Origin of the sequence: Bradyrhizobium sp. ISRA442 (assembly GCF_038085055.1) — a bacterium.
In the GTDB taxonomy this organism is placed as follows: domain Bacteria; phylum Pseudomonadota; class Alphaproteobacteria; order Rhizobiales; family Xanthobacteraceae; genus Bradyrhizobium.
The window spans coordinates 271,192-295,205 of the sequence record NZ_JALGCN010000001.1 but is presented as its reverse complement, the minus strand read 5'-3'; the positions used below and the strand labels follow the sequence as shown (position 1 = coordinate 295,205).

General features: G+C 64.5%; 18 protein-coding genes and 1 pseudogene. 9 read left to right on the top strand and 10 right to left on the bottom strand.

Annotated features, from left to right (window positions below; translation table 11 throughout):
- Positions 1–34: 34 nt before the first annotated feature.
- The gene (locus tag MTR72_RS01365) at positions 35–832 is read right to left on the bottom strand and encodes an AraC family transcriptional regulator (protein ID WP_341510014.1); all 798 of its coding nucleotides are present in this window, start codon (positions 830–832) and stop codon (positions 35–37) included.
- 61 nt (positions 833–893) lie between these two features.
- On the opposite strand from MTR72_RS01365, the gene MTR72_RS01360 reads away from it, so the two are divergent.
- Both MTR72_RS01360 and MTR72_RS01355 read left to right on the top strand, forming a co-directional pair.
- Positions 894–2,066 (top strand): MFS transporter, encoded by a 1,173-nt coding sequence (locus MTR72_RS01360; RefSeq protein ID WP_280965929.1) that lies wholly within the window; start codon positions 894–896, stop codon positions 2,064–2,066.
- Positions 2,067–2,418: 352 nt separating this feature from the next.
- Positions 2,419–4,686 (top strand): cation:proton antiporter domain-containing protein, encoded by a 2,268-nt coding sequence (locus MTR72_RS01355; protein WP_280965928.1) that lies wholly within the window; start codon positions 2,419–2,421, stop codon positions 4,684–4,686.
- Here the strand turns inward: MTR72_RS01355 and MTR72_RS01350 are convergent.
- Both MTR72_RS01350 and MTR72_RS01345 read right to left on the bottom strand, forming a co-directional pair.
- Positions 4,683–7,841 carry an efflux RND transporter permease subunit gene (locus MTR72_RS01350; RefSeq protein ID WP_280965927.1) on the bottom strand — a complete coding sequence of 1,053 codons (3,159 nt, stop codon included), beginning with the start codon at positions 7,839–7,841 and terminating at the stop codon, positions 4,683–4,685. The genes MTR72_RS01355 and MTR72_RS01350 overlap by 4 nt on opposite strands.
- An 11-nt stretch (positions 7,842–7,852) precedes the next feature.
- Positions 7,853–9,037: an efflux RND transporter periplasmic adaptor subunit gene (locus tag MTR72_RS01345; RefSeq protein WP_280965926.1), complete on the bottom strand. Its 1,185-nt coding sequence runs from the start codon at positions 9,035–9,037 to the stop codon at positions 7,853–7,855.
- 243 nt (positions 9,038–9,280) lie between these two features.
- Here MTR72_RS01345 and MTR72_RS01340 point away from each other — a divergent pair, with 243 nt between their 5' ends.
- On the top strand, positions 9,281–10,072 hold the full coding sequence (locus MTR72_RS01340; RefSeq protein ID WP_280965925.1) for an ABC transporter substrate-binding protein: 792 nt from the start codon (positions 9,281–9,283) through the stop codon (positions 10,070–10,072).
- A gap of 62 nt (positions 10,073–10,134) precedes the next feature.
- Here MTR72_RS01340 and MTR72_RS01335 read toward each other — a convergent pair whose 3' ends face one another.
- From MTR72_RS01335 to MTR72_RS01325, 3 genes are all read right to left on the bottom strand, one after another.
- Complete coding sequence (locus MTR72_RS01335; RefSeq protein ID WP_280965924.1) at positions 10,135–11,208, bottom strand: hypothetical protein; 1,074 nt, start codon at positions 11,206–11,208, stop codon at positions 10,135–10,137.
- A gap of 96 nt (positions 11,209–11,304) precedes the next feature.
- Positions 11,305–12,798 carry a flavin-containing monooxygenase gene (locus tag MTR72_RS01330; RefSeq protein ID WP_280965923.1) on the bottom strand — a complete coding sequence of 498 codons (1,494 nt, stop codon included), beginning with the start codon at positions 12,796–12,798 and terminating at the stop codon, positions 11,305–11,307.
- Between the two features lie 109 nt (positions 12,799–12,907).
- Positions 12,908–13,357 (bottom strand): cupin domain-containing protein, encoded by a 450-nt coding sequence (locus MTR72_RS01325; protein WP_063698171.1) that lies wholly within the window; start codon positions 13,355–13,357, stop codon positions 12,908–12,910.
- A 198-nt stretch (positions 13,358–13,555) separates the two neighbouring features.
- Here MTR72_RS01325 and MTR72_RS01320 point away from each other — a divergent pair, with 198 nt between their 5' ends.
- Positions 13,556–14,581, top strand: a complete 1,026-nt coding sequence (locus MTR72_RS01320) for an AraC family transcriptional regulator (RefSeq protein WP_280965922.1) — start codon at positions 13,556–13,558, stop codon at positions 14,579–14,581.
- Positions 14,582–14,589: 8 nt separating this feature from the next.
- Here MTR72_RS01320 and MTR72_RS01315 read toward each other — a convergent pair whose 3' ends face one another.
- Positions 14,590–16,476, bottom strand: coding sequence for a PAS domain S-box protein (locus MTR72_RS01315; RefSeq protein ID WP_280965921.1), 1,887 nt, complete (start codon positions 16,474–16,476; stop codon positions 14,590–14,592).
- A gap of 252 nt (positions 16,477–16,728) precedes the next feature.
- Positions 16,729–17,952 (bottom strand): polyhydroxyalkanoate depolymerase, encoded by a 1,224-nt coding sequence (locus MTR72_RS01310; RefSeq protein WP_280965920.1) that lies wholly within the window; start codon positions 17,950–17,952, stop codon positions 16,729–16,731.
- A gap of 166 nt (positions 17,953–18,118) precedes the next feature.
- On the opposite strand from MTR72_RS01310, the gene MTR72_RS01305 reads away from it, so the two are divergent.
- Positions 18,119–18,775 (top strand): glutathione S-transferase family protein, encoded by a 657-nt coding sequence (locus MTR72_RS01305; RefSeq protein WP_280965919.1) that lies wholly within the window; start codon positions 18,119–18,121, stop codon positions 18,773–18,775.
- A 314-nt stretch (positions 18,776–19,089) separates the two neighbouring features.
- Here the strand turns inward: MTR72_RS01305 and MTR72_RS01300 are convergent, their stop codons facing one another.
- Positions 19,090–19,308, bottom strand: coding sequence for a hypothetical protein (locus tag MTR72_RS01300; protein WP_280965918.1), 219 nt, complete (start codon positions 19,306–19,308; stop codon positions 19,090–19,092).
- Positions 19,309–19,491: 183 nt separating this feature from the next.
- On the opposite strand from MTR72_RS01300, the gene MTR72_RS01295 reads away from it, so the two are divergent.
- Positions 19,492–19,881, top strand: a complete 390-nt coding sequence (locus tag MTR72_RS01295; protein WP_280965917.1) for a hypothetical protein — start codon at positions 19,492–19,494, stop codon at positions 19,879–19,881.
- Between the two features lie 146 nt (positions 19,882–20,027).
- On the opposite strand, the gene MTR72_RS01290 is transcribed toward MTR72_RS01295, so the two are convergent.
- Entirely contained in the window at positions 20,028–21,131 is a 1,104-nt protein-coding gene (locus tag MTR72_RS01290; protein ID WP_280965916.1) for a mandelate racemase/muconate lactonizing enzyme family protein, read from the bottom strand.
- Positions 21,132–21,314: 183 nt separating this feature from the next.
- Between MTR72_RS01290 and MTR72_RS01285 the strand changes: the two are divergent.
- The 3 genes and pseudogenes from MTR72_RS01285 (at position 21,315) to MTR72_RS01275 (ending at position 24,009) form a co-directional block, all read left to right on the top strand.
- Positions 21,315–22,161 (top strand): annotated as a pseudogene (locus tag MTR72_RS01285) (GyrI-like domain-containing protein).
- A gap of 204 nt (positions 22,162–22,365) precedes the next feature.
- Positions 22,366–23,292 carry an SMP-30/gluconolactonase/LRE family protein gene (locus MTR72_RS01280; RefSeq protein WP_280965915.1) on the top strand — a complete coding sequence of 309 codons (927 nt, stop codon included), beginning with the start codon at positions 22,366–22,368 and terminating at the stop codon, positions 23,290–23,292.
- Between the two features lie 123 nt (positions 23,293–23,415).
- Positions 23,416–24,009, top strand: a complete 594-nt coding sequence (locus tag MTR72_RS01275) for a GNAT family N-acetyltransferase (protein WP_280965914.1) — start codon at positions 23,416–23,418, stop codon at positions 24,007–24,009.
- The last annotated feature ends 5 nt before the right edge of the window (positions 24,010–24,014 follow it).

The following is a 24,014-nucleotide window of genomic DNA, read 5'->3' as shown; positions in this document are numbered from 1 at the left end:
CCCGATCAAGTCGGGCGATGACAGCGAGTTTACCTCAACCCTTCCCCGCAAATTCCGTCGGCGTTCGTCCGGTCACGTGACGGAAGGCGGCCGAGAACGCGGGCACGCTGGCATAGCCGAGCTGGGCGGCGAGCTGCTTGACTGAGATGCCGGCGTCGGTCGAGAGCCGCTGGATCGCCGCGGCGATCCGGGCGCGCTGGCACCAACTCTTGAAGCTCAATTGTGTTTCCGTCGAGAACAGCCGCGACAGCGTGCGTGCGGAGGTTCCGACCTCGCGCGCCAGTGCGTCGATGTCGTGCAGGCCGGTGGGATCGTCGAGCACGATCATCGCCGCGCGGCGGCAGCGCGGCTCGTGCGGCAGCGGCACGAAGGTCGCGGAGTCCTCGGCCTGGTGTAATTCCACCATCACCAGGCGAACCAGGAGCTCGGTGCGCTCGGACGTCGTGCGGGCATCGAACAGCGCCAGGATTGCCTGATGCAGCAAGGGCGATACCCGCACCACGAATTCCTTGGTCAGGCCCTCATCGCGCTGCTCGCGCTCCAGCCAGGGCAGGTCGAAATAGAGCGTCCGCATTTCGATGTCGGCGAGCACGTCGATGGCATGCTCGAGCCCGGCCGGGACCCAGACCGCGCGGTCCGGCGGCACCAGCCAGCGTCCCTTGGGCGTCGTCACCTGCATCGTTCCCTTGGCGGCATAGACGAGCTGCGCTTCCCGATGCTTGTGCGGATCGAGACGCAGCCCCTTGGGATAGTCGCGCGCAACCAGGTGCACGCCTGCGGTCGAGCGGTGGTTGCCGCGGACCTCCTTGATTGGCGTTTCGACGACAGTCATTGGCAGCATCCCGTCATGGCCCCGACATATAACCGATTTTGGAGCAGGAGAGGATTCGTCTATGAACAGCCCCGGCCGGGTGATCGGCTTCGTCAACGCCGCCCATTTCATCGATCACTATTCGATGCTGATCTTCGCCGCCGCCGTGATCATCATGGGACCGGCGCTCGGCATGGCCTATTCCGAGCTCCTGCCTTACGCGACGCCCGGTTTCGTCGCCTTCGGCGCGGGATCGCTGCTCACCGGCTGGCTCGGCGACCGCTGGAGCCGCCGCCACATGATGCTGATCTTCTTCGTCGGCATCGGAGCATCCATGATCTCCGTCGGCTTCGTGCAGACGCCGGCGCAGCTCGGCGCGGCGCTGCTCGCGATCGGCATCTTCGCCTCGATCTACCACCCCGTCGGCACTGCGATGATCGTGTCCTACGCCGACAAGCTCGGCCGCGAGATGGGCTTGAACGGCGTCTGGGGCAATCTCGGCGTCGCATCGTCGGCGCTGGTCACCGGCGTGATCGGCCAGTATCTCGGCTGGCGCCTTGCTTTCATCATCCCGGGCGTGGTCACCGTGCTGATCGGATTTGCCTTCGCGATGACCGTCGTCCACGAGGACCGCAAGGGCACCAAGCAGGCGGCCGCTCAAGCGCGGGTGGCCAAGCAGGACATGTGGCGCGTGGTGCTGTCGCTATTGATCGTCGTGATCGCGATCTCGACGACGTTCAACGCGGTCACGGTCGCGCTGCCAAAGCTGTTCGCGGAGCGGCTCGCGGACCTGACCAAGAGCCCGGCGCTGCTCGGCGTCATCGCCGCCTGCGTCTACGTCTTCGGTGCGATGACGCAGTACACGATCGGCCGGCTGCTCGATCGCTATTCGCTGAAGACCGTGGCGCTGCCGCTCTCCTTCATGCTGGCGCCGTTCCTGTATCTGGCGGCGAGCCTGTCCAATTTGCCGCTGATCGTGGTCTCGATCGGCATCGTCATGGGAGCGTTCGGGCAGGTCACGGTGAACGATGCTATGGTCGGCAAGTACACCACGGAAGAATGGCGCTCCCGCGCCTATGCGGTGCGCTATTTCGTCGGCTTCACCGCGGCTGGTGCCTCCGTCGGCCTGGTCGCCTGGCTCTACGAGCAGGGCGGCTTCGTCTCCATGCTGCACGCCTTTGCCGGCCTCTGCCTGTTGGCAATCGCAGCCGCGATCATCCTGCCGCGCGAGATCAGGACGCCGCAGCCGGTTTGAGGGGGCAGGCTGGCTCGCGCCGTATCGTCATTCCGAGCGCAGCCAAGCAATCCAGACTGTCTCAGCGGAAAGACTCTGGATTGCTTCGCTGCGCTCGCAAGGAGGGGAATGATGGAATAGTGCCGCTGTTTTGCCCGACGTGTCAACGTCGTCCCGGCGTAGCTCGACGCATTCCTGCCGGCACCTTCCTACTTTGCATGGGGTTGTTTTGCATGGGGTTGTTTTCGCGTTTTTTGCCGAAGCGCCCGCAGCCCCTGGCGTGGAGGCGGGAACTCCCTTCGCCTCGAGCGGGTTCTACTCCTGCTGCCACCGGCACCTCGCCGGGGGCCGATCAAGGGGGAACGACACCCGCATGCAGTGGAGCCTGCTCCGACCGGCCGGCCTCGTCCCCGCGGCGCTTATCCTCACGACCATTACGGCGAGCGCAGAGGGCGGCAAATCCGCCGGTCCGTCCGAATTCCTGCTGATGGCGCAGATCGTGCTCCTGATCGCCGTGGGCCGCGGTCTCGGCGAGATCATGCAGCGCATCGGGCAGCCCTCGGTGATCGGCGAATTGCTCGCCGGCATCCTGCTCGGGCCGTCGCTGTTCGGCTGGGTCTGGCCGGAAGCGCAGCAGGCGATCTTCCCGAAGACACCCGAGCAGAAGGCGATGATCGACGGCATCGCCCAGTTCGGCATCCTGCTGCTGTTGCTGTTGACCGGCATGGAGACCGATCTCAAGCTGGTCAGGAGGATCGGCAAGGCGGCGATCGCGATCTCGATCGCCGGCATCGTCGTTCCCTTCGCCTGCGGCTTCGTGCTCGGCGAGTTCCTGCCGGATGCCATTCTGCCCAATCCGCAAGCCCGCCTGGTGGCCTCTTTGTTCATGGGGACGGCGCTGTCGATCTCGTCGGTGAAGATCGTCGCGGTGGTCGTGCGCGAGATGAACTTCATGCGCCGCAATGTCGGGCAGATCATCGTCGCCACCGCCGTGATCGACGACACCATCGGCTGGATCATCATCGCCATCATCTTCAGCCTGGCCTCCCAAGGCACGCTCGACGTAGGCTCGGTCGCGAAGGCCGTGCTGGGCACGCTGGCCTTCCTCGTCGTCAGCTTCACCATCGGCCGCCGGCTGGTGTTCCAGCTCATCCGCTGGGCCAACGACACCCTCGTCAGCACCGCGCCGGTCATCACCGTGATCCTTCTGCTGATGGGCACCATGGCGCTGATCACGCATCTGATCGGCGTGCACACCGTGCTCGGCGCCTTCGTTGCCGGCATCCTGGTCGGCGAGTCCCCGATCCTGACCCGGCAGATCGACGAGCGCCTACGCGGCCTGATCTCGAGCTTCTTCATGCCCGTGTTCTTCGGTCTCGCCGGGTTCAGCGCCGATCTGTCGGTACTGCGCGATCCCCATCTCCTGATGCTCACCGGCCTGCTGGTTGTGATCGCGAGCGTCGGCAAGTTCGGCGGCGCCTTCGTCGGCGGCACGATGGGCGGCTTGAATTATCGGGAATCGCTGGCGCTCGCGAGCGGGATGAACGCGCGCGGCTCGACCGAGGTGATCATCGCCACCATTGGCCTCTCCATCGGCGTGCTCAGCCAGACCTTGTTCACGATGATCGTGACGATGGCGATCGTGACGACGATGGCGATGCCGCCGACGCTGCGCGCGGCGCTGGCGAAGCTGCCGGTCAACAAGGAGGAGAATGAGCGGCTGGAACGCGAGGAGTTCGAGAGGCGCGGCTTCGTCGCCAATCTCGAACGGCCCTTGCTGGCGGTGGACGAGAGCGTCAACGCAACCTTTGCCGCGCATATCGCGGGCTTGATTGCCGGCATGCGCGGCCTGCCGATCACCGTGCTGCATATCGGCCGTCGTGCGAAGGGGCAGGAGATCGGACGGGGCGAGGTGGGAAGCCATGAAGCCGTGGTGAAGAAAGCGGCTGAAACGGTGTCGCACTATGGCAACGGCGATACTGGCAGCGTCGATGTCATCACGCGCGTCGGGCGGGCGGAACTCGGCGAGACGATCGCCGATGAAGCGCGCAAGGGTTTTGATCTTCTGGTCGTCGGCGTCGACAAGGTCACCGCGACCAAGGATCGTTTCGACGGAAGGATCGAGGCCATCGCCGCGGAGTTCGAGGGACCGCTTGCGATCGTCGCGGCCAGGGGCCGGCATCTCAAGGACCCGATGCTCGAGACGCTCAACATCCTCGTTCCGGTCTCCGGCAGCGGCGTCTCCAAGCGCGGCGCCGAGGTCGCGGTCGCGCTGGCGCAGGCGGGATCAGGCTCGCTCCGCGTGATCTATGTGGCGACGACCCGTGACAAGGGCGCGCAGCGCGGCGCGTCCCGCGGGCTGAGCCAGGAGGCGGGCATCCTCAAGGACGCCAGCGATCTCGCCGCCCGCTATGAAGTCGATATCACCACGACCTTGCGCGTGAACCGGGCGCCGGAAGCTGCCATCCTGCGCGAGATCGCTACCACCGATGTCGATCTCGTGGTCATGGGTGTCGACCGGATCCAGGCCGACCATCTCTCCTTCGGCGGCGTCGCCGATGCCGTGCTCAGGCAGTCGAAGGCCTCGGTCCTGCTGGTGTCGAGCGGCGAGGCTCGCCAGGCGTCCGCGGAGAAGGCTTAAGGCTTCACTTCCGCAGCCGGCTGCGCCGCAGTCGCCGCCTTCTTCGATGCGCGCCAGTTCTCGAAGCGCTGCACCACCACGAAGAAGGCCGGCACGAACAGCACTGCAAGGCAGGTCGAGGCCAGCATGCCCGAGAACACCGTGATGCCGATCGATTTGCGCGCGCTGGCGCCGGCGCCGGTCGCGATCACCAGCGGCACCATGCCGAGGATGAAGGCAAACGACGTCATCAGGATCGGGCGGAAGCGGGCGCGGGCCGCTTCGATCGCAGACTCGATCAGGGGTTTGCCGTCGCGGACGTGCAACTCAAGCCCGACCTCGACGATCAGAATGGCGTTCTTGGCCGACAGCGCGATCAGCAGGATCAGGCCGATCTGGACATAGAGATTGTTGTCGATTCCCAAACCGTTCAGAATCAGCGTCGGTCCGATCAACGCCAGGGGCACCGCGAGGATCACCGAGATCGGCGCGTACCAGCTCTCATACTGGCCAGCCAGCACGAGATAGACCAGCAGCATGGCAAGGCCGAACACCCAGTAGATCTGGTTGGTGACCGCCTTCTCCTGATAGGACATCGCGGTCCATTCATAGCCGGCGCCGGGCGGCAGCGTCTTGTCGGCGATCTGCTCCATGAGCTGCAGCGCCTCGCCGGAGGAGTAGCCCTGCGCCGGCAGGCCGACGATGCTGGACGACGGATAGAGATTGTAGAGACTGATCAGCGACGGCCCCGTGGCGGGCGTGATCTTGGCGACGGTGCCGATCGGGATCATGTCGCCGTTCTGGTTGCGCACCTGCATGTTGGCGATGTCGCGCTCGGTGACGCGGAACGACGGATCGGCCTGGGTATAGACCTGGAACACGCGGCCGAACTTGTTGAACTGGTTGACGTAGGACGAGCCGAGGTAGGTGGAGAGGGCGGAGAACACCTGGTCCGTCGTCACGTGCAGCGTCTGCGTCTTGACGCGATCGATCTCGACATTGAATTGCGGCACCGCCGACCGGAACGAGGACGAGACGCGCTGCAGTGCGCTCTGGCTTTGGGCGTTGTTGACCATCGCGGTCGTGATTGCCTGCAGCTTTGCGAAATCGCTGTTGCCGTCACGCAGTTCGAGCTGCATCGTGAAGCCGGCCGCGTTGCCGATGCCCTGAATCGCCGGCGGCGGCAGCACCAGTGCGCGCGCCTCATCGATCGTCGCGAGCTTGTCGTTCAATCCGTAGACCAGCGAGCGCAGATCCTCGCCCTTGCCGCGCGAATTCCAGTCCTTCAGAGTAACGTAGGCGACGCCGGCATTCGCGAGGCTCGCGCTGTTGTCGAGCGCGGAAATGCCGGCGATGCTGGTGACCTGTGCCACGCCCGGCGTCTTGGTGATGAGGTCGGTGGCCCTTTCGAGCACCTTCTGGGTTCGCTCGATCGAGGCGCCGTCGGGAAGTTGAACGACGGCGAGCAGATAGCCCTGGTCCTCGATCGGAAGGAATCCCGTCGGCACACGCGACAGGCCATAGCCGCCGATCCCGATCAGGACCAATGCCACAGCGACCGAGACGGTCGCATGCCTGACCAGCGCGCCGATCAGCCGCGCATAGCCTCGTTCGACGCGGTTATAGATGGCGTTGAAGCCGCGGTAGAAGAAGTTGCGTTGCTCCAGCGGCACCGCCGGCCGCAGCCACAGCGCGCACTGGGTCGGCTTCAGCGTCGCCGCATTGATCGCGCTCAGCAGCGCGGTTGCAGCGATCACCAGCGCGAATTGCGAATACATGCGGCCGGTGAGACCCGCGAGGAAGGAGGCCGGCAGGAACACCGAGATCAGCACCAGCGTGATGCCGATGATCGGCGCAAATAGCTGGTCCATCGCCCGGATTGCGGCGTCGTGGCCGTTCATGCCCTGCTCGATGTTGTGGGCGGCGCCTTCGACCACGACGATCGCGTCGTCCACGACGATGCCGATCGCGAGCACGATCGCAAACAGAGTCGACATGTTGATGGTGAAGCCCAGCGCTGCCATCGCGGCGAAGGCGCCGATGATGGTCACCGGCACCGTGGTCGCCGGCACCAGCATCGCGCGCCAGTCCTGGAGGAACACCAGGATCACCGCCAGCACGAGCAGGCCGGCCTCGATCAGGGTCATGTAGACTTCGTGAACCGATGCCTGCACGAATTTGGTGGTGTCGAACGGCGTGTCGTATTTGACGCCTTGCGGGAAGGCCTTTGCGAGCTCGGCCATTTTCTTCTCGACGGCCTGCTCGACCTGGAGCGCGTTGGCGCCGGGCGACTGGAATACGCCGATGCCGGTGGCGGGCTGATTGTTGAGCGAAAAGATCTGGCTGTAGGTCTGGGCACCGAGCTCGACCCAGCCGACGTCGCGCACCCGCGTGACGTCGCCGCTCGTGCCAGTCTTGACGATGATGTTCTCGAACTGGTCGGGATCGTCGAGCCGGCCGTTGACGTTCAGCGTGTACTGGAACGCCTGTCCCGGCGGCGTCGGGGGCGCGCCGACCTGGCCGGCCGAGACCTGCTGGCTCTGCTGCTGGATCGCCTGGATGACGTCCTGCGGCACCAGATCGCGGGCTTGCAGCTTGTTCGGATCGAGCCATACCCGCATCGAATACTGGCCGGCGCCGAACACCGTGACATTGCCGACGCCGGGTACGCGCGAGAGCTCATCACGGATGTTGATGGTGGCGTAGTTGCTCAGATAAAGGCTGTCGAACCTGGAGTCCGGCGAGGTCAGCGTCACGAACAGCAGGATCGAGGTCGACCGCTTCTGCACGGTGACGCCCTGGTTCTGCACGGACTGCGGCAATTGCGACAGCGCGCTGGAGACGCGGTTCTGCACCAGCACTTGCGCGAAGTTGAGGTCGGTGCCGATCTTGAAAGTCACCGTCAGCGTATAGGTGCCGTCGGAGCCGCTGTAGGACTGCATGTAGAGCATGTCCTCGACGCCGTTGACCTGCTGCTCGATCGGCAGCGCGACGGTGTCGATCACGGTCTTGGCGCTGGCGCCGGGATAGCGCGTGGTGACCTGCACCGTCGGCGGCACCACGTCCGGATATTGCGCGATCGCGAGGTTGAACAGCGCGACGGCGCCGATCAGGATCATCAGAAGCGCGATGACATTCGAGAGGACCGGCCGCTCGATGAAGAATTTTGAGATCATGGCCGGCGCTCCTACTTGGCAGACGCCTGCGGCTGCTCGATCTTCGTCACTTGCGGGTCGATCTTCTGGCCCGGAATGACCTTGAGCAGGCCCGCGATCACCACGCGGTCGTCCGGCTTCAGGCCGCTTTCGATCACGCGTAGTCCGTTGTCCACCTGACCGATCTGCACCTTGCGCTGCTCAACCGTGTTCTCGTTGTTGACCACCAGGAGATAGCGGCCGCTCTGGTCGCTGCCGAGCGCGGTGTCGGGGACGAGGAGGGCATTCTTGTCCTGGTCGAAGGGCACGCGGACGCGGACGAAATAGCCGGGCAGCAATACCCGATTATCGTTGGGCACGAGGCCACGCACCGCGAGCGTGCCGGTCGATTGGTTGAGGGTCGGCGCGACATAGTCGAGATGGCCCTCATGGGGATAGCCGGTCTCGGTCTGGAGGCCCACCAGGATCGGAAACTGCTTGAGATCGGCGACGGTCAGCCCGCGGCGCGCAGCTTCAGCACGGATGCGCAGGACGTCCTGCTCGTTGACCGTGAAGTTCACATAGATCGGATTCATCGCTACGATGGTCGCGAGCTGGGTCGGGGAGGAGACGCCGACGAGTTCGCCGATCGAGACCATGTGCGCGCTGACGATGCCGTCGAACGGCGCAGTCACATTGGTGTAGCCGTAATTCACTGCGGCGAGCCTTGTGTTGGCCTGGGCCTGCTGGAGACTGGCCTGGGCGTTGTCGCGCGTGGATGTCGAGGTGTCGAGTGTCGCCTGCGAGACCGCCTGGCGTTGCACGAGTTCGACCTGACGCTTGAAATCGGTTTCGGCTTGCTTGAGCGTGGCCTGCGCACCGATCTCGGCGGCTTGCGCTTGCTCCAGCTTGAGCTTGTAGGTTTCCGGCTCGATCGTGAAGAGCTGGGTGCCCTGCTTGACGAACGCGCCGTCGGTGTAGTCGATCGATTGCAGGAAGCCCTGCACACGTGCCACGAGATCGACGCTTTTGATCGGCGCGGTGTTGCCGGTGGCTTCGACATAGCGCGTCACCGGACGCTGGATCGGCGTCGCGACGTCCACCTTGGGCGGCGGCGGCGCCACGAACGTGTTTTTGTCCTCGCAGCCGGCAAGGGCAATCACGGTCGCTGCAGCGGCCAGCGCCCGCCCGATTTGTCCCAACTGTCCGTTGCGTCGAGCGGGACTGGCGCGCGTCATTCGGTGGCTCCCGATTGCTGTCTGTCGTTGTGGCAGGCTAGCAACAAACGACGGGCGGTGGAACACCATAGCCATGGCAGTCTCCAGCCTTGCACTGCAAGGAAGAGCGTGGCTTCTGACAGATTTGTCAGGTGCCGTGACAAACTGCTTTTCACAGCGCGCATGATCGACCACAATTGTGTCAAAGGCTGTGCGATGGAAAACGACGCGGCGAAAAGGGGACGTGCCGGGGAGAATAATGACATGCCAACGACACTCTGGTCGGCCTGCGCCGGCGTCGCGCTGGCGGCGGCGATCGCCATGCCCGCGCTAGCCGACGGCTTGAGGGACGAGATTGCGCCGACCGGCAAGCTGCGGGTCGCGATTGCGATCAGCCCCGCGGGTGGCGCGTTCTGGTCGACCAGGACCGAAACCGGCTATGCCGGCGTGCCGGTCGACCTCGGCAAGGAAATGGCTGCCCGGCTCGGCGTGCCCGTCGAATATGTCGTGCACCAGAATTCCGGACAGATCACCGATGCCGCCGCGAAAGGCACCTGGGACGTCACCTTCCTGCCCAAGGATCCCGAACGCGAGACCAAGATGACGTTCGGCCCGATCTACGAGGTCGCGGACGCCACGTATATCGTCAGGCCCGGCTCTGATATCACCAGCTTCGCCGCGCTCGATCAGCCCGGCACAAAGATTGCCGCTGTCAACAACACCACCACGATGCGCGGCGCAATCGCGCATCTGAAGAATGCGAAGGTTACGGGCTATCAGACCTACGATGAAATCTTCGATCTCCTGAAGAGCGGCGGAATCGACGCCTTTGCGCTGTCGCGCGACCAGCTCAACAAGATGGCGCAGAAGATTCCGGGCACGCGCGTGCTGGATGAGACCTTCAAGAAGACCGTCACCGCCGTCGCCGTGCCGCCCGGCCATCCGCAGGCACTGGCATTCGTCACCAAGTTCATGGCGGAGGCGACGACGAACGGCACGCTGCGCAAGGCCTATGACAATAACGGCCTGAAGGACTCGCCGATCCGCACGCAGTAGCGCGGCCGTGTCTTGGTGCCGTGATGTCTTGCGCGACCTCACGGCGTGATGCTGTGGCGGCGCTACCGCGCTTTGATCTCCGCGTGTTTCGCCATCGCGCGCTCGAACTTGCGGTTGAACAGCCACATCGCACCGAGGATGTCGCGGAAGCTGGCCGACGTTCGCGCCCTGTCGGCCTGTCCGAAGGCGAAGATGCTGTTGTTGCGCAGATGTCTCATGACCGTGGGGTCGGACACCCTGTAGTCCAGCAGGTTGCCCGACCTGAGTGCGGACCGCGTCGGCGTGGGGACTATCTGGATCAGCTCGAACAGCTTCATCTGATCGATCGGATCGGGCAGCATCTTCACGATCGCGGGGATCTCCCGGAACAGCTCCGCATGGGCGTTCATGAGTCCGTCTCTCACTGCGGTCCAGTGATTGAAGCGATGATCGGTACCGCGTGCCCGCGCTTCCTCCTTGTCATCGCGCGCACTCAAGTCGGGGTCGGCCGCCGCGATCGCCGGCTTGATAGCCTCCCATTTCCTGCGGCCGTTGCGGTCTTCGGACGGGCCCGTCTGCAAGCTTCCCATATAGGTGTTCGAGCGCGCATTGCGGACGTTCTGCTTGCCGTTGGTCTCCGCGAAGAACAGCCCCAGGCTGATGCGGCCGGCGGCGTCGGCTTGCGCCGCTGAAAGCCCCTTGGTCCGCGCGATCGCAACGGCGAGATCGACGACGTCCTTGAACGGAGTGGCCGAGCTTTGCGCGCCGGCAGGCGGCGCCTCCATGATGTCGAACAGTCTTCCGTATTCGTCGACCAGCGGCTCGATGTCGGCATCGAAATAGGCGGGCGGAATTTCGAATTTGTTGGGCTTGCCGATTCTGGACGGCATGGCGTCCGTGAGATCCTTGTAGCTGCTGATCACCGCGACGCGCGCGAGATAGAGCGCCTGTCCCGGCAGATTCGGCAGCGGCTGCTTCGCATCGATCTGACCGCGCCGCTCGGCAAGGATCGCCTTGAAATTGCCGAGCGCGCGATCATAGGCGGCAAGCGCGTCCGACTGCCTTTGCGTCAGCGTGTCCTGCTGTCCGACGGCGGGCGCCGCGACAAGGAAGGCAAGAGCCGCCAAGGATGCGGCGGCAAGACATCTCGGTCCCATGGCGGGTTCCCCAGGGCCTGTCGATTCGACGGCCAAGGGGATGGTAAGCATCAGAGGCGGAGGCTGGCGAGATGCAAAATCCCGCTCAACCGGAACTCATGCCGCTGCCCGGTAGTCCGGCGCCGACGCCAGGAACTTTGCGTAGGCGTCGGCATCCGGTGGCAGGAAGCGTTCGGCAAGGCGGCTCCGCTTGTGCTCCTTGGCGCCGATGTCGGCCAAGAGCTCGTCGAAGTGACGGTAGTGGTAGGGTGCGACGCAAAGACCGCCATAGACGCCTGCGGCCGGCCGCTCGACGCGCTTGAAGTGCAGCATCATCTCGATGTTGTCGCGCATCTCTTGCGCCCGCGGCTGGCGTGCGAGTTGCCCGTCAGCGTAGCGGACCAGCCAGTTGGCGGCGAGGTCGGCGCAGAGCACGGTGCAGAACGAGGAATTGAAGCCGACGAAGCCGAGCTCCGGCAGGTCCGGATTGGCGATCAGACGATAGAGCCGGTACTGCCCGTCCGCATCGACCAGCTTGGCCTGATACGCTGCGGGCAGGAACGGCACGCCGAGCTTGTAGCCGATCGCGAGCACTGCGACATCTGCGGCGACGTGCTCGCCTCCGCTCATCACGACAGTCTCGCCTTCGTAATGATCGAAGCTGCCGAACAGCGCCTTGATGCGGCCGTCGGCGACCATCGGATAGAAGCCGGGCGTGGCGATCGGCACCGAGCAATTGACGCCATCCTCGATGCGCTCCTTCGGCACCATCCGGCATGCCCCGAGCTTGAGCTGTGCCTTCAACAGGCTTTCCAGCCCGCGCCAGTTCGCCCAGACCAAGGGAGCCGCGAGGCGATGAGCGAGGCGGGCTATCGGGCTCGCGCCCCAGCCGGGAAACATCTGCTCCTGGGCTCGGATGTAGAGGATGCGCTTGAAGTTGACGAGCCCGCCGATGAAGTAGGGAATGCGCCAGACCGGTTCACGCATCACGATCGTCACCTCGCGCGCGCCCGCCTTCACCGCGTTGACGGCGATGTCGGTCGCCGATTTCGATCCGCCGAGCACGACGACGCGGCGCCCCTTCGCAAGCGCGGGGTCATTGTATTTGGACGAATGCAGGATCTGGCCGCCCTGCGCCTTGAATCCGTCTTCGCCGGGACAGTTCAGCTCGCGCGGCTCGTTGAATTGTCCGGTGCAGACGGCGACGAAATCGAAATCCTCATTCGTGATCGCGCCACTCTTGTCCGTCAGCGTCAGCGTCCAGCCCGGCTTGCCGTCCGCGCGCCGCGCCATGCCGGCCACGCTGGTGCGAAGCCGCAGCATGCGGTCGATGCCGAAGCTCCTCGCATAGTCGATGAGGTAGGCATAGACCTGCGGCCCAGTCGGCCATTCCGGATAGCCTTGCGGCATGGCGCGATCGGTGTAGCGGTAGAGCTCCTTCGGGCTCTGGGTCTGCACCTCCGGATAGGAGCGTGCCGGCTCCCAGACGCCGCCGAGATCGGCGCTACGTTCGACGATAGTGACCCGGTGACCGCGGGTAGAAAACGCCTTTGCGGCGGCAAGGCCGGAGACGCCGGCGCCGATCACGCAGACATGCTTGGGGCTGACCATGGGACTGCTCGCACATTGGAGTTGCTTTGGGCGCAAGCGGCCACGCTCGGCCGCGCTGAGCGGCCCGTGGACTTGCGATCGGGCGAAAATGAACGTGGAGGCCGGCCGCCTAGTCGTTGGCCTCGGGCGGCAGGAAGTCGACCTCGTGCAGGGCCGAGATGCGCACGACCTCGGCGGGGTCGGTCAGGTTGTGGAGCTGGTTGAACAGCGCCTCCAGCTTCTGCATCGGCGAGACCCAGAACAGCGCGCGGCACGGCTTGTCCGACTTGTTGAAATAGCCGTGCGGGATGCCGCGCGGCATGCGCACGAGATCGCCGGCCTTGGCCTTGACCCACTGGCCGTCGAGCTTGAGGTCGAGCACGCCTTCCTGCACCAGGATGAACTCGTCCTGGGTCGGATGGATGTGCACCGGCACGAACTGGCCGGGCTCGCTGTTGGTCTCGAACGCGAAGGTGGAGTCGGTGATGGCTTTCGGGAAATAGAGCTGGCCCAGGATGTTCCAGCTCTTGCCGCCATAGCCCGTGCCGTTCGCGGTAATGCCCTTCTCGAGTGCAGTCATGCTCGCCTCCTCATGGATTCCGGCGAGGGTGGAGCTTCGGCTACGCGCACGGCGCTGTCTATCCGCTAAACGAATCCGGACGCGGCTCCGGACTTGGCTGCTGCCCTGCAGCACGACGATTTTGCGACGCGGCTCTTTCCGGGGACGAGAAACCATTATAGGCTTAAAATAATTCCGTGACGCGAAGCGTGGTCGGTGATGTCCGCAGCCGAGCTGGAAATGAGCGCGCGCCGCTCCAGTACCGAAAGGCTCGCGGAGTTCGCCCGCGTCAGCACGGCTGATGTCGACGAGGCGGCCGAGCAAGTCGGGCGCATCTTCTGCCCGCATGACCTCAAGCCCATGCAAGCGCGGTCGTCCGGCTTCTCGGCCCGGCACAACTGCGCGGCCTTTGACGGCTTTTCGATCAGCTATGTCGGCTATGGCGGATCGGTCATTATCGATCCCGGCTGCCTCGAACGCTTCTTCCTGGTGCAGATCCCCCTGCGGGGCGCCGCCCGGATACGCGCGGGCGCCAGCGACATCGCGACCGCGCCGGGACGGGCAGCCTCGCTGTTGTCCCCGACGATTCCGACCCGGATGGTGTGGACCGACTGCGCGCAGGCGATCCTGCTGCTCGACCGCCGCATGGTCGAGCAGCGCGCTGCGGCGCTGTCGGGCCGGACATCCGCGGCCGTCGAGTTCGATCCGGTCATAGACCTGAACGCGCCCACTGCATTCGGCCTCCGAGCGAAGCTCGACGCTTTGATGACGCTTGCCGAACGCCTCGGACCATCCCGCAGCCTTTCGGCGGTCGCGACCGCCGACTGGCGCGAGACGCTGCTCGATCATTTCCTCAACCACCAACGGCACGACCTGTCCGATGCGATCAGGACGTTCTCGGGACAGGCCGAACGCCTGCCGCGCGCGCTTCGCGCCGCGCGGGACTATCTTGCGGTCAATGCCGGTGAACCGCTCGATCTCGTGCAGCTTGCCTGCGTGTCCGGCATTGGCATCCGCGCACTTCAGCTCGGCTTTCGCCGGCATTTCGGCCAGTCGATCTCCGGGATGTTGCGCGACATCCGCCTCGCCAACCTCCACGCTCGCCTCTCGCAAGCCGTGCCCGATGCCTCCATCACCGACATCGCCCTCGATCTCGGCTTCACGCATTTGAGCCGCATGGCCGGCGACTACCGCGCAAAATTCGGCGAGACGCCCTCGGCGACCCTGAGGCGGCGGCTGAGTTAGCGGGCGCGCTACTTCTTTGACCGCGTCGCGCCGTTCTCGTCGGACGCCTGCTTGCGCAGGAAGCGGTCAACCTCGGGTTGGACCGAGTAGGGTAGCGGGATCGGATCGCCGACGGCGTCGACGGCAGTGTCAAGGCAGCGGCGCAACATGCGCGCGAGCTCGGCCTTGCGGTAGGGTTTGGTCAGGAGTGGCACGCCGTGGCCGGCGCGGTCCTGCGCATGCAGCGAGTCGTAGGCGTAGCCCGAGGTGAGCAGGACCCGCAATGACGGCCGCGCGGCGACAAGGCGTTCGGCAAGCTCCCGGCCATTCATGCCGCCGGGCATGACAATGTCGCTGAACAGGAGGTCGAAGGGCGTACCTTCTGCGGCAATGGCGAGCGCCTCGACGGCGCCGGCAGCGACGATGACCTTGTAGCCCAAACTCTCAAGCTGGACCGTCACGTATTTGCGCACCTCGCGGTCGTCCTCGACGCAGAGGATGGTCTCATGTCCGCCGACCATCCTGTGCACGCTGTCGCCGGTCGCGCGGCCTGTGCCGGTCTCGGCCTTGGGCAGGTAGATCCTGAACGTGGTGCCACGGCCTTCCTCCGAGGAGACCTTGATGCTGCCGCCGGACTGCTTGACGAAACCGAACACCATGCTGAGCCCGAGCCCGGTCCCCTTTCCAACCTCCTTCGTGGAAAAGAACGGATCGAAGATCCTGCCGAGATTGGACTGCGCAATCCCGGTGCCGGTGTCGGCAATGGCGATTTCGACGTAGTCGCCGGCATAGCCGACGCCGGCCGCCGCGGCGTCACGCAGCCCGAACACGACATTGCTCGTCATGATCGTGAGCTTGCCGCCGTCGGCCATCGCATCGCGGGCGTTGAGCGCGAGATTGAGCAGCGCCGAGCTCAACTGTCCCTTGTCGACGAGCGCCGGCCAGGCCTCGCGATTGAGCTTCGTCGCGATCTCGATCTTCTTGTCGAAGGTGGCGAGCAGGAGTCTGGCGACCTCCTCGATCAGCTCGTTGACGTCGATCTCGCTCGGCAGCAGCGATTGCTTCCTTGCGAATGAGAGCAGGCTGGAGGTCAGCGTGGCGCCGCGATCGGCCGCTTCGCTGATCAGTTTCGTGATCGTCGAAAGATGCGGATCGTTCCTTACGGCCTCCGCGAGGATCTCGATCGTCCCGGTGATGACGGTGAGCATATTGTTGAACTCGTGCGCGATGCCGCCCGTGAGCTGGCCGACCGCTTCCATCTTCTGCGCCTGGATCAGTTGCTCTTCGGCGGCACGCTTCTGCGTCACGTCCCTGACGAAGGTGTTGACGACATAGCTCCCGCCGCGGCGTAGCGCCGTGCTCGATGCCTCGATCAGGATCTGGTCGCCGTTCCTGTGGATCAGGCTCGCTTCGAAGCGGATACCGATCGGGCTTTCAGACAACTCGGGCAGGCGCTGCGTCATGCGCTGCCTGAACGCGTCGCGGAGCGGCTCGGCAACGACGAGGTCGACCACGTCGCGGCCGATCGCCTCCGCGCGCGTCCAGCCCGACAGCGCTTCGGCCTGCGGGCTCCACGACACCACGATGCCGTCTTCATCGGTTTGGACGAAGGCGTCGAATGCGGTTTCGATTACCGCCTGCGTTTGCCGCTCGCTTTGCGCGAGCGCGGCGCGCAGCTCCGCCTCGCCGGCCATTTGCGCGGCGGCCTGCTTACTCTGCCGGCTTTCGACCCGGCGCGCGCAGAACCGCGCGAGGACAAGCGCGACGCCGCCGCTTGCGAGCAGCGCCAGGATTTGCGCCGGGCCGAACTCGTGCGGCTGGGCGGTGCGGATCAAGGCATACGACGCCAGCAGGGCCGCGGCAGTCACCACGGCCTGCAAGGCCATGGCAAGTGTCAAAAGCCCCCTTGGTTTCATTGGCCCAACACCAAGCTCCAGCCGCGGCATCGGCCGTTCCCTTGACGCAATGTAGCTACAGGTTCCGCTTGCCGCAGTCGATGGTCAAAGCTGACGGAAGGCGCCGTCTTCCGAAGGGATTTTAGCCCGCATCCGGCGCGGCGAAATCCGGAGATGTGCGGATTGCGGGGGGCGTCATCGGCGGTGCTACGGGGGCTGGGCGAATCCCCGAGGGTAGAGGCGCATTTCGCCCGGCCGGACGCCCGCCGCGCCTCACGAATTGACGTGCACGAAATCCCGCAAGAGTGGATAGATCTCGTTGTTCCAGCGCTTGCCTGAGAACACGCCGTAGTGGCCGACGCCGGCCTGCATGTGGTGGACACGGCGATAGGCGCGCACGCCGGTGCAAAGGTCCTGGGCTGCGAGCGTCTGGCCGATCGAGCAGATGTCGTCCTTCTCGCCCTCGACCGTCATCAGCCCCATGCGGCCGATCGCCCTGGGGTTCACCATGCGGCCGCGATGCATCAGCCTGCCCAGTGGCAGGAGGTGCTCCTGGAACACGTCGCGTACGGTCTCGATGTAGAACTCGGCCGGCAGGTCCATCACTGCGAAATATTCGTCGTAGAAGGTCTTGATGCTTTCGGCCTTGTCCTTCTCGCCCTTGGCGATGTGGTTGGCGAGATCGAGATGCTGCTTGATGTGGCGCTCGAGATTCATCGAGACGAAGGCGGTGAGCTGCACGAACCCCGGATAGACTTTCCGCAAGGCGCCGCGGCACTGCACCGGCACGTAGTTGATCAGGTTGCGCTCGAACCAGGCGATCGGCTTGCTCTTGGCGAATTCATTGACCTTTGTGGGTTGCACCCGCGTGTCGATCGGGCCGGCCATCAGCGTCAGCGTGGCCGGCCGGGACGGGTGGTTGTCCTCGCACATGATCGCGGCGGCGGCGAGCGCCGAGACCGAGGGTTGGCAGATCGCGACCATGTGCGGGCGCGGACCGAGCTGTCCGAGGAAATCGATGAGGTGCTCGGTATAGTCGTCGAGTCCGAAGCGGCCTTCACTGCGCGGAATGTTGCGCGGATTGTGCCAGTCGGTGATGTAGACGTCGTGGTCCTGGAGCAGCGTCTTCACGGTGCCGCGCAGCAGCGTGGCGAAGTGTCCGGACATCGGCGCCACCAGCAGCATGCGCGGCTGCTCGGGCACGTCCTCCTTCTTGAAATGCAACAGCGAGCCGAACGGCGTGGCGTAGACGATCTCTTCGGTGACGGCGACCTCGCGATTGCCCACCGTGACCTGGTCGATGTCATAGGCTGGGCGGTCATAAGTAAGGGTGGAGCGCGAGATCAACTCCAGCGCTGCGGCGAGCCGGCCGATGATCTGATCTGACATGCCCTGCGGTACCAGGTTGAGGTACTTCAGCGCGGAAGAGGCCCCCGCCCGCCATGGCTGGGTCAGGTCCATGTGGTTCTGAAAGGCCTGATAGAACATCGACATCATACTGAAGCGCCCACCTGTCCCGTGCTGCCATGCAATATCGGCGCCAGCCCGGGGCATGGCGCCCTGAAAACTGGCACGTCGCTTGCTGCTGATTGCGCGGGAAGCACAAGCATTGGGCACCGCAGGGACGGCGCAGCGGTGTCGCGAAGCGTGAGGGAAGAGCCATATGGCGAAGGCGACACTGACGATCAGCAGCAAGAACTATTCGTCCTGGTCACTGCGCGGCTGGCTGCTGGCGAAGTTTTCCGGGCTCGATTTCGAGGAGATCGTGACCGCGCCCGACGATCCTTCCGCGCGCGCCGAAATTCTCCTGCTGTCGTCGTCGATCCTGGTGCCGTGCCTGCGACACGAGGACGCCACGATCTGGGATACGCTGGCAATCGCCGAATATCTCAACGAGGTCAGGCCGGACGCCGGCCTGTTGCCGGCCGACCGCATCGAGCGCGCCCATTGCCGTTCGATCTGCGGCGAAATCCATTCCGGTTTCACCACGCTGCGCGCGTCGCTGCCGGTCAATCTGAAGGGGCATTTCCCAGGCTTCAAGATCTGGTCGCGGGCGCAGGCCGATATCGACAGGGTCTGGTTCATCTGGCGCGACTGCCTGGAGAAATCCGGCGGGCCCTTCCTGTTCGGCGCGACGCGCACCATGGCGGATGCGATGTACGCGCCCGTCGTGACGCGCTTTGTGACCTATGACGTCAAGCTCGAGCCGCGGCTAAAGGCCTATGCCGACACCATCATGGGGATGGTCGAGATGCAGGAATGGATTGCGGCGGCCCGGGAGGAACCTGCCGAGATCGAGGAGCTCGAGGTCGAATATTAGGCAGACCTTCCGCGGCGTTGCCTGTTTCGGGAGCGGGGGAAGGTACCCAGCATCCCGCGATGCGCCGGCGCCCGGCTATGGTCCGCCGGAGACGCCATGCGCTTGAAGCCGTTAACTTTTGCGAGCAGGCGACGGCTCACGCCTGCACGCGCGTCGCGCAGATATGGTACGCGCGCGCAGGCACTTGGCGACATCTAGCCGTGAACAGGCGCGTACAAAGCGTTCCGACTGATTCGGACGTGATTCGTTCGGGCCGCGTTCCGAAGGTTAAGCGGACGCGTTGCGCCGTTACATTTTGAGACAGGGCCGCGCGGTCAGGCGGTCTGCTTCACGCGCGGCAGGCGCCAGCCGATGACGGTGGCTTCCACAGCGATTCCCGCTTCGTCGTTGCGCCAGCGACCCTCGACGTAACGGCATGCGAACGGCAATTGATACGTTCCGCTATGATCTTCACACAGCACTTCGAGCGGCATGCCGGGCGGTGGTTCTCCTGCGCCGTCGAACTCTGCCAAACGTCTTTCGCGCGTTGCCATTCCAAAAATCTCCCCTAAAGAAAGCCGCGGAGAAGCACCCACGTCTCCCCGCGTGCTGATCATTGCTCCCCGCCCATGGGAACGGGCCAAGCTCAACGCGAGAATGCGGTGTCAGTGTGGTAGCCTCGGCGTGCTGTGCGCGATCTGCGCACATTGATGTGATCGAATCGATAGGGAACCCGCATGCCGTGCAGGAGTGCTGCCATTTGTTTCGCGACGTTGCTGCTTGCAACGCTCGCGCCGCCACAGGTCGGCGCGCAGGACGTGCCCGGCATCGAGATCTGCACGGTCGAGAAGACAATGGAGCGGCGCACGAGCTGCCTGCAGAGCAACGTCGACTTCCTGCAGAAGACGATCACCAAGCTCAACCTTGATCATCAGCAGAAGCTCGACGCTGCCAATCGCCAGATCGATACGCTCAAGGCCAGCGTCGCCGGCTTGCAGAAGACACTCGGCGATCTCCAAGCCGCGCAGGCGAAGACGGCGGAAGAGTTGAAGAAGAAGCAGGATGCGCCGCCCGCAAAGGATGCGCAGCCGGCGGCCAAGGAGGGAAACAAGGATGCGACGAGATAGGCGCGCCCGCTCTTGAGCATGATCCGGAAAAGTGTGCAGCGGCTTTCCCTCGCGACAAACGCGGAACGCGTTTGCGCGGAGATCATGCTCAAACAATAACCTAAAGCGCGATGACGATTCATCCCGATCTCATCGCGCTGTAGCGATCACGCGACGCGATATCGCTCCATCACGCCAAGATCGGGCTCGTAGCCAAGCCCCGGGCCGGCCGGAACCGCGACATGACCGGTGGCATCGACATCGGCGCGACCACTCCAGAGGCATGCCTCGCGCTTCAAGTAGAACATCTCGACGAGCCCGTCGTCGCGCAACGCCAACAGATGCAGTGTCGCCAGAAGGCCCGGGCCGAAATACGGTGAATGCGGGACGATACTGACGCCGAGCTCATCGGCCAGGCTTACGACCTTTAGGAATTCTGTGATGCCGCCGACCTTGATGACCGATGGCTGGGCGTGGCTCACCGCGCCCGCCGTCATCATCTGGCGGAATTGATATTCCGTGCAGGCATTCTCGCCGGCGGCGATCGCGAGCCCGCTCTTGCTGCGCACCTCGGCGAGCGTGGCAAAATCCTCCGGCGGCCAGACCGGCTCCTCCAAGAACATCGGTTGCGCATCCCGGCATGTCTTCGCGAACGCGATCGCCTGCTCGCCGGTGAGCGGGCAGTTCATGTCGACCATCAGCGGAATGCCGGGGCCGATCGCCTCGCGCGCGGCAAGTACCGCAGGCGTCGTGGTCTCGTGCAGCTTGATGGCGCCGTAGCCGAGCGCGAGGGCCTTCCTGCATTCGGCGGCGATGCTCTCGGGTTTACCGATCCGCAACAGGCTCGCATAGGCTGGAATGGCCGTGCGCTTGATTTCCCCGAGCAGGCGATGCACCGGAACTCCCTTGATCTTCGCGGCAAGGTCCCACAATGCGATGTCGAGTCCGGAGATCGCGAACATGGTGATGCCATAGCGGCCGAACAGATGCAGGTTGCGCTGGATCTGTTCCATCACTGCCGGAATGCCGGCCGCGTCAGGAGCCTCGAGCCCGCGGGCCTGCGGCGCGATCATCTCCTCGACGGCGCTGCACGTGGTGCGCGGGCAGACATAGGCGAAGGCATCGCCCCAGCCGGTCAGCCCAGCGTCAGTCGTAACCTCGACGATCACCATGTCGAGGGCGGTGATCGCGGAGGCGCCTTGGCGAAAGCTCGCAACGCCGGCGTCATAGGGGATGCGGATATGGTGTGCCCGCACATCGGTGATTTTCATGGCGCGGTTCCTCCAGCTTTCTCGTGAGCGGTTTCAGGGAAGCTCTGGAGTGTAGACATGAACGCCTGGACGTTGCCAGTGGCCGCTCCGGCGCTATCCTCTTGCACGACAGCAATGCCGATCAAGCGGAGCGGGCGGCATCGCGCGCATCGTGGCCGCGCTTCGAACGAGGGCCAACACACCATGAACCCTGCCCAACGCGCACTCTGGTATGTCGAGAGCCATCTTTGCCGAGCCGATGACGCTCGACGAGATCGCTGCGGTCGGCGGCGTATCGCGGTTCCACATGGTGCGCGCGTTTGCCACAGCGACCGGGCTTCCAGTGATGCGTTACGTGCGCGGGCGGCGGCTGACGGAGGCCGCGCGTCTCCTTGCCAAAGGCGCGCCCGATATCCTGTCACTGGCGCTGGAGGCGGACTACGGCTCCCACGAAGCATTCACCCGCGCGTTCCGCGACCATTTCGGCGCCACGCCCGAAGCGGTGAGGGCGGCAACGTGCGTCAAGGACCTCAAGCTTCAGGAGCCGATCCTCATGGACTCCACCATGCTCGACACTCTCACAGCCCCGCGTTTCGAAACCGCAAAGACCTTTCTCGTCGCCGGCCCCACCGAGCGCATCTCTTGCGACAACGGCGCCGTCATCCCGGGCCTGTGGCACCGTTTCCACCAGGAGGTCGCCGACATTCCTGCGCGCATTGGCCAGGGAGAATATCAAGTGGCCTATGGCGTCTGCTGCAACGGCGATGACGCCGGCAATTTCGACTACATCGCTGGCGTCGAGGTCGCCGATTTCTCCGACCTGCCGCGCCGCTTCGGTCGCATCCGCATTCCCGAGCAGCGCTATGCGGTGTTCACCCACGCCGAGCACGTCGCCTCGATCCGCCGCACCGTCAACACGATCTGGAATCAATGGCTGCCGGCCTCTGGCCTGAAAGCTGCGGACGCGCCGAGCTTCGAGCGCTATGACGAGAGGTTCGATCCCGCGACCGGCAATGGCGGCTTCGAGATCTGGCTGCCGGTCAAGGAGTAAAGCGGTTTTCCGAAAGATCATGCTCAAATAACAACCGAGAGCGCGATGACAGTCCTCATCGCGCTTTACCGCGCAGGGCTGGCATACCTGCCCGCTTGCTTGGCAAGGCTCAGTGACTTTGTCATAACCGCAGGCAAATCTTGCCTGCGGGGCCCGCGCCGGACATCCCGTGCAAGCCATAACAAGCAGCCGGGAGGTCCCAAAATGTCCAACGTCCGCGTTCTCGCCACCGACCTTGAATTTCCCGAAGGGCCGGTCGTGATGCCGGACGGTTCGGTCGTGCTGGTCGAAATCCGTGGCCAGCGCCTGACCCGCGTCTATCCCGATGGCCGCAAGGAGATCGTCGCCAAGGTTCCGGGCGGCCCGAATGGTGCCGCGCTCGGGCCCGACGGTAAGATCTATGTCTGCAACAATGGCGGCTTCTCCTGGATCCCGACCCGCACCACGATCATGCCGGGACCGCAGCCCGATGACTATCTCGGCGGTTCGATCCAGCGCGTCGACCTGCAATCCGGCAAGGTCGAGACCGTCATGACGAAGTGCGGCGAGCACGATCTGCGCGGGCCGAACGATCTCGTCTTCGACAAGCACGGCGGCCTGTGGTTTTCCGATCTCGGCAAGCGCCGCGCGCGCGAGATGGACGTCGGCGGCATGTATTACCTCAAGCCCGGCATGAAGGAGATCGTCGAGGTCGTGCACGGCGTGCTGCCGGCGAACGGCATCGGGCTGTCGCCGGACGAGGCCACCGTCTACATCGCGGAGACGCCCACGGGGCGGCTCTGGGCCTACGAGCTCTCCGCGCCGGGCACGCTCAAGCCGCGCGATGCGATCTACCGCGGCGAGCGCGGAAAGCCGATCTGCGGCCTCGGCGGCTACCAGATGTTCGACTCGCTTGCGGTGGAGGCAAACGGTAATGTCTGCGTTGCGACCCTCGTCTCCGGCTGCATCTCGGTGATCGCGCCCGACGGCACGCTGGTCGAGCAGGTGCCGACCGGCGACCGCGTCACCACCAACATCGCCTTCGGCGGCCCCGAGCTGAAGACCGCCTACATCACGCTGTCGGGCAGGGGCGAGCTGATCGCCATGGACTGGCCGCGCGTCGGTTTGCCACTTAATTTTCTAAACAAGTGAGCAATGCCTGTAGTAGTTACCGTCATTGCGAGGAGCGAAGCGACGAAGCAATCCAGGAATGCATCCGCGGAAAGATTCTGGATTGCTTCGCTTCGCTCGCAATGACGTAAGGAGACACCTTCAATGCCCTGGCCGGATCCCATTACCCTGCGCGGACAGCATGCCCGTCTCGAGCCGCTGTCGCATCAGCATCGCGAGGGGCTGGTGGAGGCCGTGAAGGACGGCGAGCTCTCGAAACTCTGGTACACCGCGATTCCCCTGCCGGAGAACATGGGCAAGGAAATCGACCGCCGTCTCGGGCTCCAGGCCGCCGGCTCCATGCTGCCGTTCACCGTGTTCGATGCCGCAGGGAAAATCGTCGGCATGACGACCTACATGAATATCGATGCCGCCAATCGTCGCGTCGAGATTGGCTCGACCTGGTATGGGAAGAGCGCGCAGCGTGGGCCGCTCAATACGCAGTGCAAATTGCTGCTGCTCCAGCACGCCTTCGAGACACTGAACTGCATCGCGGTCGAGTTCCGCACGCATTTCTTCAATCACCAGAGCCGCCGCGCGATCGAGCGTCTGGGCGCCAAGCAGGACGGCATATTGCGCAGCCACCAGATCGCGCCCAACGGCACGCTGCGCGACACAGTGGTTTACAGCATCACCGCCGCGGAATGGCCGACGGTGCAGGCGCATCTGAATTATCAACTCAACGACAAGCCGCGCTGAGCGGC